The sequence below is a fragment of the Bradyrhizobium sp. BR 10261 genome, assembly GCF_019455395.1.
GTDB classification, from domain to species: Bacteria; Pseudomonadota; Alphaproteobacteria; order Rhizobiales; family Xanthobacteraceae; genus Bradyrhizobium; species Bradyrhizobium manausense.
Window position 1 is genome coordinate 23,650 of the sequence record NZ_JACOFQ010000025.1, and the last position, 16,168, is coordinate 39,817.

13 protein-coding genes are annotated in these 16,168 nt (G+C 64.4%); 9 read left to right on the forward strand and 4 right to left on the reverse strand.

The window, feature by feature from the left end; all coding sequences use genetic code 11:
- Nucleotides 1–60: 60 nt before the first annotated feature.
- The gene (locus tag HYH07_RS26080; RefSeq protein WP_220005188.1) at nucleotides 61–300 is read right to left on the reverse strand and encodes a hypothetical protein; all 240 of its coding nucleotides are present in this window, start codon (nucleotides 298–300) and stop codon (nucleotides 61–63) included.
- Between the two features lie 226 nt (nucleotides 301–526).
- Here HYH07_RS26080 and topA point away from each other — a divergent pair, with 226 nt between their 5' ends.
- The 4 genes from topA to HYH07_RS26100 are packed head-to-tail and all read left to right on the forward strand — an operon-like array spanning nucleotide 527 to nucleotide 6,871.
- On the forward strand, nucleotides 527–3,283 hold the full coding sequence (topA, locus tag HYH07_RS26085) for a type I DNA topoisomerase (RefSeq protein ID WP_220005189.1): 2,757 nt from the start codon (nucleotides 527–529) through the stop codon (nucleotides 3,281–3,283).
- Nucleotides 3,284–3,290: 7 nt separating this feature from the next.
- Nucleotides 3,291–5,657, forward strand: a complete 2,367-nt coding sequence (gene rnr / locus HYH07_RS26090; protein ID WP_220005190.1) for a ribonuclease R — start codon at nucleotides 3,291–3,293, stop codon at nucleotides 5,655–5,657.
- Entirely contained in the window at nucleotides 5,651–6,091 is a 441-nt protein-coding gene (locus HYH07_RS26095) for a DUF983 domain-containing protein (protein WP_220005191.1), read from the forward strand. The genes rnr and HYH07_RS26095 overlap by 7 nt, the downstream gene beginning before the upstream one ends.
- 30 nt (nucleotides 6,092–6,121) lie before the next feature.
- On the forward strand, nucleotides 6,122–6,871 hold the full coding sequence (locus tag HYH07_RS26100; protein ID WP_220005192.1) for an NUDIX domain-containing protein: 750 nt from the start codon (nucleotides 6,122–6,124) through the stop codon (nucleotides 6,869–6,871).
- A 138-nt stretch (nucleotides 6,872–7,009) separates the two neighbouring features.
- Here HYH07_RS26100 and HYH07_RS26105 read toward each other — a convergent pair whose 3' ends face one another.
- Nucleotides 7,010–7,552 carry a hypothetical protein gene (locus tag HYH07_RS26105; RefSeq protein ID WP_220005193.1) on the reverse strand — a complete coding sequence of 181 codons (543 nt, stop codon included), beginning with the start codon at nucleotides 7,550–7,552 and terminating at the stop codon, nucleotides 7,010–7,012.
- A 304-nt stretch (nucleotides 7,553–7,856) separates the two neighbouring features.
- Between HYH07_RS26105 and HYH07_RS26110 the strand changes: the two genes are divergently transcribed.
- The 4 genes from HYH07_RS26110 to HYH07_RS26125 all read left to right on the forward strand — a co-directional run bounded on the left by HYH07_RS26110 (nucleotide 7,857) and on the right by HYH07_RS26125 (nucleotide 12,273).
- The gene (locus HYH07_RS26110; RefSeq protein ID WP_220005194.1) at nucleotides 7,857–9,182 is read left to right on the forward strand and encodes an LLM class flavin-dependent oxidoreductase; all 1,326 of its coding nucleotides are present in this window, start codon (nucleotides 7,857–7,859) and stop codon (nucleotides 9,180–9,182) included.
- A gap of 124 nt (nucleotides 9,183–9,306) precedes the next feature.
- The gene (gene rpmG, locus HYH07_RS26115) at nucleotides 9,307–9,474 is read left to right on the forward strand and encodes a 50S ribosomal protein L33 (RefSeq protein ID WP_057756569.1); all 168 of its coding nucleotides are present in this window, start codon (nucleotides 9,307–9,309) and stop codon (nucleotides 9,472–9,474) included.
- 292 nt (nucleotides 9,475–9,766) lie between these two features.
- The gene (locus tag HYH07_RS26120) at nucleotides 9,767–11,623 is read left to right on the forward strand and encodes a tetratricopeptide repeat protein (protein WP_220005195.1); all 1,857 of its coding nucleotides are present in this window, start codon (nucleotides 9,767–9,769) and stop codon (nucleotides 11,621–11,623) included.
- Nucleotides 11,624–11,742: 119 nt separating this feature from the next.
- Entirely contained in the window at nucleotides 11,743–12,273 is a 531-nt protein-coding gene (locus HYH07_RS26125) for a hypothetical protein (protein ID WP_220005196.1), read from the forward strand.
- On the opposite strand, the gene HYH07_RS26130 is transcribed toward HYH07_RS26125, so the two are convergent.
- Nucleotides 12,270–13,664, reverse strand: coding sequence for an ammonium transporter (locus tag HYH07_RS26130; protein ID WP_283842855.1), 1,395 nt, complete (start codon nucleotides 13,662–13,664; stop codon nucleotides 12,270–12,272). The genes HYH07_RS26125 and HYH07_RS26130 overlap by 4 nt on opposite strands.
- Nucleotides 13,665–14,079: 415 nt before the next feature.
- Nucleotides 14,080–15,312, reverse strand: a complete 1,233-nt coding sequence (locus HYH07_RS26135) for an MFS transporter (RefSeq protein WP_220005197.1) — start codon at nucleotides 15,310–15,312, stop codon at nucleotides 14,080–14,082.
- Nucleotides 15,313–15,468: 156 nt separating this feature from the next.
- On the opposite strand from HYH07_RS26135, the gene HYH07_RS26140 reads away from it, so the two are divergent.
- On the forward strand, nucleotides 15,469–16,047 hold the full coding sequence (locus HYH07_RS26140; RefSeq protein WP_220005198.1) for a TetR/AcrR family transcriptional regulator: 579 nt from the start codon (nucleotides 15,469–15,471) through the stop codon (nucleotides 16,045–16,047).
- Nucleotides 16,048–16,168 lie beyond the last annotated feature (121 nt).

A 16,168-nucleotide genomic window follows, 5' to 3' on the forward strand; every position in this document is an offset into this window, starting at 1 on the left:
CCACGGCGTACTGGATTCCCCGCCTTCGCGGGGAATGACAGACGTTGTGGAGCAGCGCCCTCACGACAGCTTGCGCTTGCTCCGCAGCCGCAAATGCTCATCGGCCTCCAGCTTGGTCATGCCCAGGAGATAATGGAGCACGCCCAGCTTGTGGCGCTCGGCAAGCTTGCGCAAGCTGGCCACCTGCTCGGCTATGAAGGCAACCGCCTCGTCAACGCCGCCCTCGCCCGGCTCCTCGTTGCGCGAACGTGCTTGCGCGCGCGACGCGGCGCGCGCGCGTTTCCGTCCTGGTTTTGCCACCAGTCCCACCCGAATCCATGCCCCGCGGGGACATTACGCCGACAGCGACCGCAACTCCAAGGTGGTAATTTGCAACTTTCTCGATATGAAACTTTTCCCATTAGGCGGGCATTCAACACCCTTCGATTTGACAGGACCCGCCCCACCACCCATGTTCGGGACGAAACGGCCGACCCGAATCTAGAGGAAATCGGCCCAAGATTTCCCCGTAAGTCACTGGAACTACATGAATATCGTCATTGTGGAGTCGCCGGCGAAAGCCAAGACGATCAACAAATATTTGGGCTCGTCCTATGAGGTTCTGGCCTCGTTCGGCCATGTTCGCGACCTGCCCGCGAAGAACGGTTCCGTCGATCCCGAGGCCAATTTCAAGATGATCTGGGAGGTCGACCCCAAGGCGGCCGGCCGGCTCAATGATATCGCCAAATCCCTGAAGGGTGCCGACCGCCTGATTCTGGCGACCGACCCTGATCGCGAGGGCGAAGCCATCTCCTGGCACGTGCTGGAGGTGATGAAGGAGAAGCGCGCGCTGAAAGATCAGAAGATCGAGCGCGTGGTGTTCAACGCCATCACCAAGCAGGCGGTCACGGACGCCATGAAGAACCCGCGCCAGATCGACGGCGCACTGGTCGACGCCTATATGGCGCGCCGGGCGCTGGACTATCTGGTCGGTTTCACGCTCTCCCCCGTGCTGTGGCGCAAGCTGCCGGGCGCCCGCTCGGCCGGCCGCGTGCAGTCGGTGGCGCTGCGCCTCGTCTGCGACCGCGAGCTGGAGATCGAGAAGTTCGTGCCGCGTGAGTACTGGTCGCTGATCGCGACCCTGCTGACGCCGCGCGGCGATGCCTTCGAGGCGCGCCTGGTCGGCGCCGACGGCAAGAAGATCCAGCGCCTCGACATCGGTACCGGCGCGGAGGCCGAGGACTTCAAGAAGGCGCTGGAAGCGGCCACCTACGCGGTGACCGCGGTCGACGCCAAGCCCGCGCGCCGCAATCCGCAGGCGCCCTTCACCACCTCGACCTTGCAGCAGGAAGCCAGCCGCAAATACGGCTTTGCGCCGGCGCACACCATGCGCATCGCCCAGCGCCTCTATGAAGGCATCGACATCGGCGGCGAGACCACCGGACTCATTACTTATATGCGTACCGACGGCGTGCAGATCGACCCGTCCGCGATCACACAGGCACGCAAGGTGATCGGCGAGGATTACGGCAACGCCTATGTGCCTGACGCCCCGCGCCAGTACCAGGCCAAGGCCAAGAACGCCCAGGAAGCGCACGAAGCGATCCGCCCCACAGACCTCACGCGCCGTCCCGACAGCATGAGCCGCAGGCTCGATGCCGATCAGGCCAAGCTGTATGAGCTGATCTGGAAGCGCACCATCGCGAGCCAGATGGAATCGGCCGAGCTCGAGCGCACCACGGTCGACATCACGGCCAAGGCCGGCGGTCGCACGCTGGAGCTGCGCGCCACCGGCCAGGTCGTCAAGTTCGACGGCTTCCTCGCCCTCTATCAGGAAGGCCGCGACGACGAGGAGGATGAAGACTCCCGCCGCCTTCCGGCGATGAGCCAGGGCGAGGCGATCAAGCGGCAGTCGCTCTCCGTCACCCAGCACTTCACCGAGCCGCCGCCGCGTTTCTCCGAAGCCTCGCTCGTCAAGCGCATGGAGGAGCTCGGCATCGGCCGGCCCTCGACCTATGCCTCGATCCTGCAGGTGCTGAAGGACCGTGGCTACGTCAAGCTCGAGAAGAAGCGCCTGCATGGCGAGGACAAGGGCCGCGTCGTGGTCGCTTTCCTCGAAAGCTTCTTCAACCGCTACGTCGAGTATGACTTCACCGCCAACCTGGAAGAGCAGCTCGACCGCATCTCCAACAACGAAGTCTCCTGGCAGCAGGTGCTGAGGGATTTCTGGACCGGCTTCATCGGCGCCGTCGAGGAGATCAAGGATCTGCGCGTCGCGCAGGTGCTCGACGTGCTCGACGACATGCTGGGCCAGCACATCTATCCGCCGCGCGCCGACGGCGGCGACATCAGGCAGTGCCCGAGCTGCGGCACCGGCCGGCTCAATCTGAAGGCCGGCAAGTTCGGCGCCTTTGTCGGCTGCTCGAACTATCCGGAATGCCGCTACACCCGACAGCTCGCCGCCGACGGAGAGACCACCGCCGACCGCTCGCTCGGCCAGGATCCGGAGACGGGCCGCGATGTCTGGGTCAAGGCCGGCCGCTTCGGCCCCTACATCCAGCTCGGTGAGCAGAAGGATTATGAGGAAGGCGAGAAGCCGAAGCGTGCGGGCATCCCGAAGGGCACCTCGCCCAGCGATGTCGACCTGGAGCTTGCGCTCAAGCTGTTGTCGCTGCCGCGCGAAATTGGAAAACATCCGGAGACCGGCCAGCCGATCACCGCCGGTCTCGGTCGCTTTGGGCCGTTCGTGAAGCACGAGAAGACCTATGCCAGCCTCGAGGCCGGCGACGAAGTCTTCGATATCGGCCTCAACCGCGCCGTGACGCTGATTGCCGAGAAGGTCGCCAAGGGCCCGAGCCGCCGTTTTGGTGCCGATCCCGGCAAGGCGCTCGGCGATCATCCCACCCTCGGCACCGTCACCGTGAAGAGCGGCCGTTACGGCGCCTATGTCACCGCGGGAGGCGTCAACGCGACCATCCCGGCCGAGTTCGAAAAGGACACCGTGACGCTGGCGCAGGCGATCGCACTGATCGACGAGCGCGCGGCCAAAGGGGGCGGAAAGGGCGGCGGCAAGGCGAAAGCCAAGAAGGCCGCGAAACCGGCCAAGGCCAAAAAGACTGCAGAGAAGGCTGCGGACGGTGACGACACCGCGCCGAAGCCAAAGAAACCGGCCGCGAAGAAAGCCGCGGCCAAATCCGAATCCACAAGCAAGGCGCGCGCTGCCGTGTCGACGACTGCCAAGACGTCGCCGACCAAGAGCGCCGCCACCAAGGCTCCGGCCAAGAAGAGTGCCGGCAAGAATTAGAGGTTAAGTGAAACCAAAGAAAGACCGTGGCTTTCCCGACAGGCAAGCCATCGTCGCCTTCATCAAGGCACATCCAGGAAAGGTCGGAACGCGCGACATCGCGCGCGAGTTCGGCCTGAAGAACGCCGATCGCATCGAGCTCAAGCGCATTTTGCGCGAACTCGCCGACGACGGCACCATCAAGAAGAAACGCCATACGGTCTCCGAGCCGGACGCCCTTCCGCCGACGCTGCTCGCCGACATCACCGGCCGCGACCGCGACGGCGAGCTGATCGCCTCCCCCGCCGAATGGGACGAGGTCGAGAGCGGCGAGCCGCCAAAGATCCTGATCGAAATGCCGCGCAGGCCGAAGCCCGGCACCGCCGCCGGAATCGGCGACCGCGCATTGCTGCGGGTCGAGCGCACGGATGAGAGCGAAGGCCCGGCCTATCGCGGCCGTATCATCAAGCTCATCGACAAGGCCAAGAGCCGCATTCTCGGCGTGTTCCGCGCGCTGCCTGAAGGCGGCGGACGGCTCATCCCCGTCGACAAGAAAATGGCCGACCGCGAGCTGAATATCGCCGCCGCCGACACGAAGGGCGCGCAGGACGGCGACCTCGTCAGCGTCGACATCGTCCGCACCCGCAGCTTTGGCCTCGCCTCAGGCCGCGTGAAAGAGAAGCTCGGCTCGGTCAAGTCGGAGAAGGCGATCAGCCTGATCGCGATCTACGCCCACGACATCCCCTTGCAGTTCTCCGCCGCCGCCGAGCGCGAGGCGGAAGCGGCCGAGCCCGCGAATCTCGGAGGGCGCGAAGACTGGCGCGACGTCCCCCTCGTCACCATCGACCCCCCTGATGCCAAGGATCATGACGACGCGGTGCATGCGCAGCCCGACCCTGATCCGAACAACAAGGGCGGCTTCATCGTCGATGTCGCCATTGCCGATGTGAGTTTCTACGTGCGGCCGGGCACCGCGCTCGACCGCGATGCGCTCGACCGCGGCAACTCGGTCTATTTCCCCGACCGCGTCGTGCCGATGCTGCCCGAGCGCATCTCCAACAATCTCTGCTCGCTGGTGCCGGGCGAACCGCGCGGCGCGCTCGCGGTGCGGATGATCATCGCTCCTGATGGCCGCAAGAAGTCGCACAGCTTCCATCGCATCCTGATGCGCTCGGCCGCGAAGCTGAACTATGCGCAGGCGCAGGCGGCGATCGACGGCCGGCCCGACGACACCACCGGTCCCCTGCTCGATCCGGTCCTGAGGCCACTCTGGGCAGCCTACACCTGCGTCAAGCGCGCGCGCGATGAGCGCGATCCGCTCAATCTCGATCTGCCCGAACGCAAGATCCTCTTGAAGAGCGACGGCACCGTCGACCGCGTCGTCGTGCCGGAGCGTCTGGACGCGCACAAGCTGATCGAGGAGTTCATGATCCTCGCCAATGTCGCGGCCGCCGAGATGCTTGAGAAGAAGTCGCTGCCGCTGATCTACCGCGTCCATGACGAGCCGACGCTGGAGAAGGTCCACGCGCTCTCCGAATTCCTGGAGACGCTCGACGTCCCCTTCACCAAATCAGGCGCGCTGCGCCCGACCCTGTTCAACCGCGTGCTGGCCCAGCTCGAAGGCCATGACTACTACCCGCTGGTGAGCGAGGTGGTGCTGCGCGCCCAGGCGCAGGCGGAATATTCGTCGGAAAATTACGGGCACTTCGGCCTGAATCTGCGCCGCTATGCGCATTTCACCTCGCCAATCCGTCGCTATGCCGACCTCGTCGTGCACCGGGCGCTGGTCCGCGCTCTGGGCTTGGGCGAAGGCGCCCTGCCCGACAGCGAGACGCCGGAATCGCTCGGCGAAGTCGCAGCCCACATTTCGCTGACCGAGCGGCGCGCGATGAAGGCCGAGCGCGAGACCGTCGACCGCCTGATCGCGCATCACCTCGCCGACCGCATCGGTGCGACCTTCCAGGGCCGCGTCTCCGGCGTCACCCGTGCCGGCCTGTTCGTGAAGCTCAGCGACACCGGCGCGGACGGATTGATCCCGATCCGGTCCCTCGGCACGGAATATTTCAACTATGACGAGAGCCGCCATGCGCTGATCGGCACGCGCAGCGGCACCATGTACCAGCTCGGTGACGTCGTCGACATCAGGCTGATTGAAGCTGCCCCCGTCGCAGGCGCGCTACGTTTCGAGCTGCTGTCGTCCTCCAGCGAGACGAGCCCGCGCGATCGCAGGCGCCCCAATCCGCAACGCCGCCCCTCCTTCAAGGCCCATCCCGGCCGCAGCCCTGATAAAAAACGCAAGCCATCAAAGCAGAAATCCGGCAAGGCGAAGGGCAAAGAAAAGAACAAGGGAAAGAACAGGGGCAAGAGCAAAGGCAACAAGGGCAAGGCTTGGTGACCATGAGCCCGGCGCCAAAAATCTGGACGCGCGAGACTGGCCTCGTCGAGAAGCGCGACCTCTGGGCGGCGATGAAGCGCGGCTTTCGCGGCCGCTGCCCGCGCTGCGGCCAGGGAAAGCTGTTCCGCGCCTTCCTCAAGACGGCGGACCATTGCGCCTCTTGCGGCCTCGACTTCACGCCGCACCGCGCCGACGATCTGCCCGCCTATCTCGTCATCGTCATCGTGGGCCACATCGTGGTTCCCACCATCCTCTGGATCGAGACCAATTACACGACGCCGGTCTGGCTCAGCTTCGTGGCCTATTTGCCCTTCACCTTCTTCGCCTCGCTCGCCCTGCTGCAGCCGGTGAAGGGAGCCGTGGTCGGCCTGCAATGGGCTCTGCGCATGCACGGGTTTGACGAGAACCCGCCGGATGGTATTCCGCCTGTGTAAGCAATAAGCAAGAACCGTCTGGGTGAGGATATGAGCGATACGGCGCAGACAGCCGAGAAGGCCAAAGTCCACGAGGAAAAGGAAGCCGATCACCATCCCTATTTCCGCCCTCGGGATGCGGCAACGCTGATCCTGGTCGATCGCAGCGGCAGCATTCCAAAGGTGCTGGTCGGCAAGCGCCACGACAAGGTCGTGTTCATGCCCGGAAAATTCGTCTTCCCCGGCGGCCGCGTCGACAAGGATGATCATCGCGTGCCGTGTGCGGCCCCCATCGCTCCTGAGTTAGAGGCCAATCTCGCCAAGGGCAGCCCGAAGACGCCGGCCTCGCGCGCCAAATCGCTGGCGATCGCCGCGATCCGCGAGGCCTGCGAGGAAACCGGCCTCTGCCTCGGACGCAAGGCTGAAGGCAAGGCGAGGCTCGAAGGCCCCTGGAAGCCGTTCGCCGATGCGGGCCTCCTGCCCGATCCCTCCAGCCTGTTCCTGATCGCCCGCGCGATCACCCCGCCCGGCCGCGTCAAGCGGTTCGACACGCGCTTCTTCACCGCCGATGCGTCGGCGATCACCCATCACGTCGAGGGCGTGATCCATGCGGATGCGGAGCTGGTCGAACTGGTCTGGGTCGAGCTCGGCTCGAGGCCGCTCGCCGATCTGCATCCCATGACGCGGAACGTGCTCAACGAGCTCCACGCCCGCCTTGCCACCGGCCCCTTGCGCCACGACGCGCCGGTGCCGTTCTTCCATTTCTACGGCGGCAAGATGCAGAAGGATATTTTGAGCTGACCTGTCATTCCGGGGCGCGCGCAGCGCGAGCCCGGAATCCATCCGCGTCAGTCTCTGCGGCCATGGATTCTCAGATGCGCAATTGCGCATCGTAGCTCGCCGCTTGGCGGCGCCCCGGAATGCCAACTGCGTGCTTTTCTAATCCGCGTCGGGCTCGGTGCCGACATAGTCGCGCGCCGGCAGCTTCAAGACGCGGCCGATCTCGCTGGCGAGCTTGTTTGCATCCTCGCGCTTGGCGAAGCTCTGCAGCGTGATCGGCTCGGTGCCCTTGTTGCCGCAGAGATTGACGTCGTAGGTCGTCAGCTCGGGATCGTAGTCGTCGGTGATGCTGATGAAGTGATAATCGGCGAGATCGCGCGACTTGCGAAAGTTCAGCGGGCCGAATTGCCTGGTGACGACGATCTGGCGCAGCCTCTCGTTGAGCACGACGAAGCTGCGGAAGGTCAGCAGGATCAGGCCGGGAATGCCGACGAGCAGCCCGAGGCCCGAAAACACCAGCACCGGCACAAGGTCATCGGCAAGCCGGCCGAAGCCGGAGAAATCCTGGCGCAGGCCGAGCGCGACATTCCACAGCAGATAGAAGCTCGCCGCCAGCAGCGGCAGCGACAACAGCCGGCCGAACCACGGCATCGGCCGGTCGATCCGGACGATGCCGCCGTCTAGGGTCATTGCGCCGGCCATGAAAGGTCTCCTCGGGAGCGAAGGTCATGGCTTGGTCGGCGCAAGCGGTTGATTGGTTCGATGGCTCGCTCTCTCCTCCGTCATTCCGGGGCGCGCCCCTTGGCGCGAGCCCGGAATCCATCGCTCGACGCTCACCGCGGCCCAATGGATTCCGGGCTCGCCGCTAACGCGGCGCCCCGGAATGACGGAAACGTGCTGAGCGTGTCGCGAAAAACAAAAAATTCTTCTTAGGCACCCCAATGGCGCTGTTCCCCGGCGTGCCTATGTCTTTCCCTAACAACACCAGAACGGGATTTTGGGCGCGATGGCACAACGGCAACTCAAGCTTGGCGCGTTCATGCGCCCGATCAGCATCCACACCGGCGCCTGGCGCTATCCCGGTGCCTGGCCCGACGCCAATTTCAACTTCGGCCACATCAAGACGCTGATCAAGAAACTCGAGGCCGGCAAGTTCGACGCCTTCTTCATGGCCGATCACCTCGCCGTCCTGAACATGCCGGTCAACGCGCTCAAGCGCAGCCACACCGTGACCTCGTTCGAGCCGTTCACGCTGCTCTCTGCCCTTTCGGCCGTCACCGAACGCATCGGCCTGATCGCGACGGGTTCAACCACCTTTGACGAGCCCTATCACGTCGCCCGCCGCTTCGCCTCGCTGGATCATCTCAGCGGCGGCCGCGCCGGCTGGAATATCGTCACCACCTCGAACCCGGACGCCGCGCTCAATTTCGGTCTCGACGACCACATGGAGCACGCCGAGCGCTACAAGCGCGCCCGCGAATTCTACGACGTCGTCACCGGCCTGTGGGATTCCTTCGCCGACGACGCCTTCGTGCGCGACGTCGAGAGCGGGCTGTTCTTCGATCCCTCGAAGATGCACGTACTCGACCACGTCGGCAAATATCTGAAGGTGCGCGGCCCGCTCAACATTGCCCGCCCGGTGCAGGGCTGGCCCGTGATCGTTCAGGCCGGCGCGTCGGAAGACGGCAAGCAGCTCGCGGCCGAGACCGCCGAAGCCGTCTTCACCGGCGGCGGCAGTCTCGCCGATGGGCAGAAGCTCTATGCCGACATCAAGGGCCGCATGGAGAAGATCGGCCGCGACCCTGAACATCTCAAGATCCTGCCGGGCGCCTTCGTCGTGGTCGGCGACAGCGTCGACGAGGCCAAGGAGAAGCGCGCGCTGCTCGACAGCCGGGTGCATTACGACAGCGCCATCGCCTCGCTCTCGGTCATCCTCGGCACCGACGCCTCCGGCTTCGATCCCGATGGACAGCTCCCCGAGATCCCCGAGACCAACGCCAGCAAGAGCGGCCGCCAGCGCATGGTGGATCTCGCCAGACGCGACAAGCTCACCGTGCGCCAGCTTGCCCAGCGCGTCGGCGGTTATGGCGGGCTGTCCTTCGTCGGCACGGCCAAGACCATTGCCGACCAGATGGAGGAATGGCTGGTCGGACGCGGCTCCGACGGCTTCAACATCATGTTCCCGTTCCTGCCCGCCGGCCTTGACGATTTCGTCGACAAGGTTGTCCCCGAGCTGCAGAAGCGCGGGATTTTCCGCAAAGAGTATGAAGGGGCCACTTTGAGGGAGAATCTGGGCCTGCCACGGCCGAAAAACCGCTTCTTCGAGGCGTAAAAGGCCCGATTTGAGTGGTTTTGCGGCCCTAAATCCTTGACTTCCCCCCGTTTCTGGCTAGGTTGCCGGCCAACGCGGGCCGTTTGGCCGGCTCCAGATTCCCTTCATCTCTGAGGTTCAGAACATGGCCAAAGCGGTCACCATCAAGGTCAAGCTCGTGTCCTCGGCCGACACCGGCTTCTACTACGTCGCCAAGAAGAATTCGCGCACCATGACCGACAAGCTGGTCAAGAAGAAGTACGACCCGGTCGCGCGCAAGCACGTCGAGTTCAAGGAAGCCAAGATCAAGTAAGATCGGCGAAAGCGTCGATACGTTTTGCGGGGCCCTTTCGGGCCCCGTTTTCGTTTGAGGTGATCCGTTACCCTGAGGTGGCCGCTTCTTGAGCGGCCCTCGAAGGGCGACGGCCCGGCTGCATCGGGGCGTTCATCCTTCGAGGCTCGCCACACGGCGCGTCGCGCCTCGCGCCTCGGGATGACGATTTGATAGCGAGTTATTGGCGGGCATCCACAAGCCTCGCGAAATCCTGGCATTGTTAGATCGCGCAGCCTCGCTGCCTTCGATCGCGAGGCCGCTTCGGATCATCATGAATCGCAGAGAGCGCCGGGCCGCGGCGGCCAAACAAACCGGAAGAACCTCGCCGGCCGCACTCTGCCAGGCCGGCTTTGCGCATTTTCAATCGGGGCGCATTGCCGAGGCCGAATTGTGCTGCCAGCAGGCGCTGACGCTGGACGAGCAGCACCCGGATGCGCTCCATCTCCTGGGTGCGCTTTGTTTTCACGCGAAGCAGCCAGACGCCGCCGTGGAATGGATCGGCCGCGCCGTCCGGCAAGCGCCGAAGGCCGAGTATCTCCTCAGCCTCGCCACAGTGCTGGAGCGACAGGGCCGGCTCGAGGACGCACGGCACCACTACAGCCATGCCTTGAGCCTGAAGCCCGACGATGCCGGCCTGTGCAATCACCTCGGCAACCTGCTCTGGCAGCTCGGGCACAAGAACGAAGCGGCGCAGCACCTGTTGCAGGCCTTGAAGCTCAATCCGCACTATTGGGAAGCCGCGCACAATGGCGGCATGCTGCTGCTTGAACTCGAACGGCATGCCGAAGCCGTAAAATGCTTTGACATCGCCGAGAGGCTGAACCGAAGCTCCGCGGCCCTGCATCAAATGCGCGCCGTTTGTCTCTCGGCGCTGGGCCGCTTCGACGAAGCAGAGGTCGACTACGAGAAGTCGATCGCGCTGGACCCTGCCCTCGCAGAGACGCACAACAATCTCGGCCTCTTGCACTGGCGCTTTGGCCGGCTCGAGCAGGCCTTTGCCTGCTTCGATCGCGCACTCGCGCTCCGCCCCGATTTCCATGCCGTGCTCAACAACAAAGCCGTGGTCCTGTTGCATCTGCAAATGCTGGACGAAGCCTTCGCGACCCTGCACAGATCGCTCGCGGCCGCGCCCAACGATGCGCAGACGCTGTTCTATCTGGCGACGCTTCAGCTCCTCACCGGCGATTTCGAGCACGGCTGGCTTGCGCGTGAGGCGCGTTGGCGGTTGCCTTCAGTCGGCCTGGTCGATCGCGGATTTTCGCAAGCCCTTTGGCGTGGCGACCAGCCGCTCGCAGGCAAGACCATCCTGCTGCACTCCGACGAGGGGCTGGGCGATGCGATCCAGTTCGCCCGCTATGTGCCCATGGTGGCGGCATCAGGAGCGCGCGTCATTCTGGAGGTCGAACCTCCGATCCAACAGCTTCTGGGCGGCATCGAAGGGGTCGCAGAATGCATCGGCCGCTGCTCGACGCCGGCGTTCGACCTGCACTGCCCTCTGGGAACGCTGCCGCTCGCATTCGGGACGCGGCTCGATACGATCCCGCTCGCACAAGGCTACGTTCCTGCGCCGCCGGCAACGCGAATGACAGCGTGGGAAGAACGGCTTGAACAGCGGCTTGGCGCTCACGATCGCTTCCGCGTCGGCCTGGTCTGGGCCGGCAATCCTGACCACAAGAACGATCACAACCGATCGATGGCCTTGCGCACACTCGCGCCGCTGCTGGATTGCGACGCCCAGTTCGTCTCCCTGCAAAAAGGCGTTCGCGATCAGGACCGCGCCTTCCGCGCCGAACGCCATGACATCGTCGACCTTGCGGAGCATCTCACCGACTTCAGCGAAACAGCGGCGCTGATCTCCTGTCTCGATCTGGTGATCACAGTCGACACCAGCGTCGCCCATCTCGCCGGCGCGCTAGCCGCGCCCGTATGGACGCTGCTGCCCTTCAATCCGGATTGGCGCTGGCTGATCGAGCGCGACGACAGCCCGTGGTATCGATCGATGCGGCTGTTCAGGCAAACGACGCGCGGCGACTGGGCCAGCGTGGTGGACGACGTATGCCGCGAACTCGAAAAGCAAATCGCCGCGTGGCGCGCAAGGGAGGATCAGGCGTCCCTCCTGCCTGCCTGATGAGCGCGCAGGCGGCCAAGTCGGCGAGATCAAAGTAAGATCGGCCAATGCTGCCGAGTTTTACGGGGCGCTCGCGACCCCGTTTTTATTTGCGACCAATGGTCGTAGCCTCCAAATCCATGATCGCAGCCTTGGACGAGGGACATGTCGGTGGCTATTCGGTCGCTTACGGCCGCGACGATACCTATTTTCCGGTCTACGTCACGGCGGCGCTCGCCGCGATTTTCTGCACGGCTGCGCTTCTCACCGGCGCGATCTACTGGCTTGCGCTCGCAGCACTCGCGGCCGGGTTCACCTACTACAACATTCCGCTGCTCGAGACCGGCCGGCCCACGATCGGCGCGAACCAATACGGCATCTTCATCCAGTCCTTCGGACTGATCCGCTGGCGCGCCATCGAGCGCATCGATCTCATCGAGATCGCCGAGCGCGCCATGACGGTGCATGAACTGCAGATCGTGCTGAACGCACCGCTCACCAGCGCGCTCGTGGCCGACTGGCGCAAGCAACCGTCCTGGCGCTGGCTGATGCGCCTGCCCTGGCGGATGAGCCACACCAATATGGTACGGATCAATGTCGAGCCGTTCGATCAGCCGCCCGACATGATCCATCGTACCTTTCTGCGGATGTGGCGCTACTACCGCAGCTAGTGCACGACCTCGCCATGCAGTGCGAGGTCGAGACCGTCGCGCTCCATATCCTCCGACACCCGCAAACCGACGAACAGCTTGATCGCGGAGAGGATGATCAGGCTGACGACGGCGTCGTAAACAAAGACGGTGGCGACGCCGATGCACTGGTTGACGAACTGGCCGGGATTTCCTTCCAGCACGCCCGCGGTGCCGCCATATTGCTCGACGGCAAAGACGCCGGTGAGCAGCGCGCCGACGATGCCGCCGAGGGCATGGACGCCGAAGCAATCGAGCGCATCGTCATAGCCGAACATGGCCTTGAGTCCGGTGCATCCCCAGTAGCAGATGACGCCGGCCGCGATGCCGATTACAAAGGCCCCCACCGGGCCCACGAAACCGGACGCCGGCGTGATGGCGACGAGGCCCGCGACCGCGCCCGAGCAGATGCCGACAACCGTCGGCTTGCCCTTGAGCGACCACTCCACCAGCATCCAGGTGAAGCCGGCGACCGCCGTTGCGATCTGCGTCACCAGCATCGCCATGCCGGCCTGCATGCCTGCCGTCACCGCGGAGCCCGCGTTGAAGCCGAACCAGCCGACCCATAGCAGCGAGGCGCCGATGAAGGTCAGCACCATATTGTGCGCCGGTCCCGTTTCCTTGCGCTTGCCTAGCATGATGGCGCACATCAGGCCCGCGACGCCGGCGTTGATGTGCACGACGGTTCCGCCGGCGAAATCGAGCACCTTGACCCAGGCGGCGTCGTTGCCGGACGAGAAGATGCCGTCGGGGCCCCACACCCAATGCGCGATCGGCGCGTAGACGAGGATCGCCCACAGGCCGATGAACCAGAGCATCGCGGAGAATTTCATCCGCTCGGCGAACGCCCCTGCAATCAGTGCCGGCGTGATGATCGCGAACGTCATCTGGAAGCAGATGTAGACGCTTTCGGGAATCGTCGCCGCGAGCGGATTGGGATTGCCGATCCCGCCCTTGCCGATGTCGCTGAGGATGTCCCTCAGGAACATGCGATCCAGCCCGCCGATGAACGGCGTGCCGGCGCGGAAGGCCAGGCTGTAGGTCAGAATCGCGAACAGGATGGTGACGAGGCAGGTCACCGCGAAGCTCGTCATCACGGTGTCGCCCACGTTCTTCTTGCGCACCATGCCGCCATAGAACAGCCCAAGCCCCGGAACCGTCATCATCAGCACCAGCGCAACGGAGGTGAGCATCCAGGCGGTGTCGCCGGAATTGGGCGTGCACTTCTCGAGGATCTTGCCGCCGCACGCGGGCGGGGCCGCATCCTCGGCGAGCGCGACCTCGCCGAGGGCGAGGTAGAGAAGCGCAATTCCCAACAGCGCGACCACCAGTGTCACGAGCCTTTGGCGCGTGGATGTTCTCGACTCCATCATCGTCCTCCCAAGTCTCAAGAGATCAAGCGCAAGAGATTGGCTTCTGGGCATTGCTTTGAGTGGAACCGCAGGGATGATCATTCGCGCCGGAGCGACAGTGCCAGCGTGATCGGCTCGGATTTTCGGGGCAAAATCATCGAGGCTCGGCGCGATGAGGTCGTCGAGCGTCGATGTCTGGAGACTGGCATCGACCAGCCTCATGGCTTATCGGCCTTTCCCTTGTCGCCAGATCGGGACAGCGTCAGAGACGGTTCCAATTCCAGCTGAAAGTATATGCAAGATTCGCACCATCGAAACGATTCAATCAAGCTGCTGAATGCGCTTCGATTCCAGTTTGCTGCTTTGCGGCAACTGCGCCGCGCGCTGCTTCACGCAGCTGCGCATCGCCCAACGGATGAGCAGCGGCTGATGATGCCTACGCGGTTCGCAGCAAGGGCGGCGCGGTCGGTTTGATCAGCGCGAATGCGATCTGGACAATGCCGCCGGCAAGGCCGAGCGCGACACCGATGCGCCAGGCCATGGAATAGGAGCCGAGTGCGTCGTAGATCAGCCCTCCTCCGTAGGCGCCGAGGAAGCTGCCGATCTGGTGGCTCATGAAGGCCAGGCCCTGAATCATCGCCTGCCAGCGCAGGCCGAACATCTCGGCGACCGCGCCGGCGACCAGCGGGCCGACGCCCATCCACAGGAAGCCCATGATGGCGCCGAACAGCAGCGTCGAGAACGGCGTTGCCGGCAGCATGAAGTACCAGGCCAGCGCGAGCGAGCGCAGGAGGTAGATCGCGCCCAGCAGCGCCAGCTTGTTCCAGCGCTGGCCAGCCCAGCCGAAGAACAGCGATCCCAGCACGTTGAAGCCTCCGATCATGCCGAGCGTCTGCGCGCTCAGCATCGGATCGAGCCCGCAGATGGCGAGATAAGACGGCAGATGCGTGGTGAGGAACACGAGCTGCATGCCGCAGACGAGATAGGCGCAGGTCATCACCGCGAAGGAGGCGTTGCCGAACGCGGCCCTCGTCACGGAGGCGGCCGTGGCGTCGCCGATATCGTCGGCAGCAGGCTTTGGCAGCGGAATGGCGTCGACGCGGCCGGCGTACCACGCCGCGGGGATCATCAGCACCGACATGACGACGAAGCCGGCAAGGCCGATGCGCCAGCCAAAACCCTCGTTGAGCATCTGCCCGATCGGCGCCGACAGCAGCGCACCGAGCGAGCCGGCGCCTGAGACGATGCCGAGCACGGTCGAGCGCACCGTCTCGGGCACCGCGCGCGCCGCCACCGACATCGCGATCGCAGCCGCGGTGCAGGCCAGCGAGGTGCCGATCAGCACGCCCGCGCCGATCATGATGCTGACGAGCCCGTTCGCCGTGGCCATCAAAGCGAGGCCGACGATGTACATCAGCGCGCCCGCGATCATGATCGGGCGGAAGCCGTAGCGCACCGTCATCGCCCCGGCGAGCGGCTGGAGAAAACCCCAGGCGAGGTTCTGCACGGCGAGCGCCAGCGTGAAATCCGACACCGAGAGATGGATGTCGTGCGTCAGCGGCGGCATGAAGATGCCGAGCGACTGCCGCAGCCCCATGCTCAGCGTCAGCATGATCGAGGCGCCGATCAGGATCGGCAATGCCGGACGCAGGACCTGCAACAGGGGCATTTTTGTTCTCCCTCATGGGCGCTGGCCGCGCGCCGGCATCTGCGTTGTCGGTTGATTTTGGTTACACAGACCTGTGTAATTAGTCTATAAGGGGACGGCGCTGTCAAGGCGCTTGTTACACAGGTCTGTGTTATGCCGTCCGCCGAAAAATCCGACATGAAAGAGCGGATCCTTCAGACCGCCGACAGACTGTTCTATCTGCAAGGCATTCGCGCCATCGGCGTCGACACCATCGCGGCCGAGATCGGCATCAGCAAGCGCACGCTCTACAACCACTTCCCGTCCAAGGACGCGCTGATCGCGGCCTATCTGGAGCGCCGCTTCGTCAGCGCCCGTCCCTCCGACAAGCCGCCGGCCGAGCAGATCCTCGCCACCTTCGATTCACTGGAGCGGCGCTTTGCAGCGAAGGATTTTCGCGGCTGCCCGTTTGTCAACGCAGTCGCCGAGCTCGGCCCCACCGATCGCGCGGTGAAGAAGATCGCCATCGCCTTCAAGGAAAGCCGCCGCGTCTGGTTCCGCGAGCGACTGACCGAGCTCGGCGTCGCCGATACGGACGCGCTCGCAACGCAGCTCGTGCTGCTGGTCGACGGCTCCATCGCCCAGGATTTAGTGCGTGACGATCCCGCAATGGCGCGCGCGGCCAAGGAAGCGGCAAAGGTGTTGCTGCGGAATGCGGGGGTGGATGTGGACGGCGATGCGAAGCCGGTGAAGGGCAAGCGCGCACCGCAATCATAACTGTGGCCGCACCTATCGGTGTCATCACCCGCGAAGGCGGGTAATCCAGCATTCCAGAGGCAGCTGTGGTTGAACCGAGACGCCGCAGCGTACTGGATTCTCCGCCTGCGAGGGGAATGAC